Below are 2,150 nucleotides of genomic sequence, written 5' to 3' on the forward strand. Positions count from 1 at the left end.
AGAAATGGGCCTCCGAGACCAAGGCCTACATCAAATGGGAATGCCAGGATGCATGACCCGCTCTCAGCAGAATTTCCAGACCGCAGGTTGCTCTATCCCGAGGACGTCGGGGCGATCTGGTGAAGCTGCTTTGGCACGATGGCGTCGGCATGTCGCTCTATTTGAAGCGCCTGGAGGCGGGCAAGTTCATCTGGCCGGTCAGTAGCTCGGGCGAGACGGTCCAGGTCTCCGCGGCCCAGCTCGGCTATCTTCTGGAAGGGATCGACTGGCGTAATCCGCGTTGGACGCAGCGCCCTGCGAAGGTCGGGTAAATCGCCTTCAGAGCCCTATTTTATATAGCCCTATTGAGACGACATGGTAAATCTTGACCATGTCAGATGCCGCCTCCGAACTCGAGATACTTCGCGCCGAGCTGACGGCCACAAAGGCCGAACTGGCCCGCTCGAATGCCGTGGTGTCGGCATCAGAAGCGATGATCGCAGGCCTGAAGCTCGAGATCGCGATGCTCAAGCGCGAGAAGTATGGCCGCAGCGCCGAGCGCACCGCCCGACTCCTCGATCAGCTTGAGTTGCAGCTCGAGGAGCTGGAAACGGCCGCGGCCGAGGATGCCATTCGCGCCGAGCAGGCCGCAGAAAAGGCGACGAAGGTCCGGGCTTTCGACCGGCGCAAGCCCGTCCGCAAGGCGTTCCCCGAGCATCTGCCGCGCGAACGGGTGGTGATCGAGGCGCCGACGGCCTGCGCCTGCTGCGGGTCGGACCGGATCAAGAAGATGGGCGAGGACATCACCGAGACGCTGGAAGTGGTTCCGCGGCAGTGGAAGGTGATCCAGACCGTCCGCGAGAAGTTCACCTGCCGGGATTGCGAGAAGATCTCGCAGCCGCCCGCCCCATTCCACCCGGTTTCGCGGGGATGGGCGGGGCCAAGCCTCCTGGCCATGATCGTGTTCGAGAAGTTCGGGCAGCACCAACCGCTGAACCGCCAGGCCGAACGCTATGCCCGCGAGGGCGTGGAACTCAGCCTCTCCACGCTCGCCGATCAGGTCGGCGCGGTGACCGAGTTGCTGGAGCCGCTGCATACACTGATCGAAGCCCATGTCATGGCCGCAGAGCGGTTACATGGCGATGATACGACAGTCCCGCTGCTGGCCCGGGGCGGCACGAAGACGGCCCGGCTCTGGACCTATGTCCGCGATGATCGACCATTTGGCGGCACCGCTCCACCGGCGATGGCCTTCCGCTTCTCCCGCGACCGCAGCGGCGAACATCCGACTGGGCATCTCGCGGGCTGGAAGGGCATCCTGCAAGCTGACGCCTATGCCGGATACAACCAGCTTTACGACCCGAAGCGATTGCCGGCGCCTGTTGTCTCGGCCCTGTGTTGGTCACACGCCCGCCGCAAGTTCTTCGAACTGGCCGACGTGGAAGGGAATATCCGCAAGGGCAAGGACGCCAAGGAGATCTCGCCTATCGCATTCGATGCCGTCCGGCGCATCGACGCCCTGTTCGACATCGAGCGGGAGATCAACGGGCATAGCCCGGCGGATCGACTGGAGGTCCGGCAGCGCCTGTCGGCCCCGCTGGTCGAGGATCTGGAGCGTTGGCTGCGCGGCGAACGCGCACTCCTGTCCAAGCATGCCAAGGTTGCCAAGGCCATCGACTACCTGCTGGCGCCGAACCATTGGCCGGGCTTCACCCGGTTCCTGGACGACGGACGGATCTGCCTGACCAACAACGCGGCCGAAAGATCGCTCCGCGGCGTGGCCCTCGGCAGGAAATCCTGGCTCTTTGCGGGTTCCGAGCGCGGCGGGCAGCGCGCCGCCTTCATGTATTCCCTGATCGGCACCGCGAAGCTGAACGACATCGACCCGCAGGCTTGGCTCGCCGACGTCATCGCCCGCATCTCCGACATTCCGGTCTCACGCCTGCACGAGTTGCTGCCGTGGGAATGGAACGCCGCTGCGCTCCAGGTCAAGGCAGCCTGACCACGGCACTCGCCGGATGCTTACGATGCAGTTCGTCGAGGTCCATTTCCTTTTTCAGCGGCCTGCTAAGGATCAATGGCCTGACGTATGGCGCAGATGTCAGGACTACAGTCGCTTCGGGGCATCGAACTTGATCGGGGGCCAAGGATTCCGATCCGCTCGCGCAAGT

General features: G+C 63.8%; 2 protein-coding genes. Both read left to right on the forward strand.

Features of this window, described 5'->3' with window-relative positions:
- Positions 1-71 precede the first annotated feature (71 nt).
- Entirely contained in the window at positions 72-311 is a 240-nt protein-coding gene (gene tnpB / locus JSE7799_RS12890; RefSeq protein ID WP_083480575.1) for an IS66 family insertion sequence element accessory protein TnpB, read from the forward strand.
- Between the two features lie 59 nt (positions 312-370).
- Entirely contained in the window at positions 371-1,981 is a 1,611-nt protein-coding gene (tnpC, locus tag JSE7799_RS12895; protein WP_055663988.1) for an IS66 family transposase, read from the forward strand.
- Positions 1,982-2,150 lie beyond the last annotated feature (169 nt).

Source organism: Jannaschia seosinensis (genome assembly GCF_001408515.1).
GTDB classification, from domain to species: domain Bacteria; phylum Pseudomonadota; class Alphaproteobacteria; order Rhodobacterales; family Rhodobacteraceae; genus Jannaschia; species Jannaschia seosinensis.

What these genes read in the sequence shown, in the direction of transcription:
- tnpC (WP_055663988.1), top strand. Translation starts at nt 371, where the DNA reads ATGTCAGATGCCGCCTCCGAACTCGAGATACTTCGCGCCGAGCTGACG.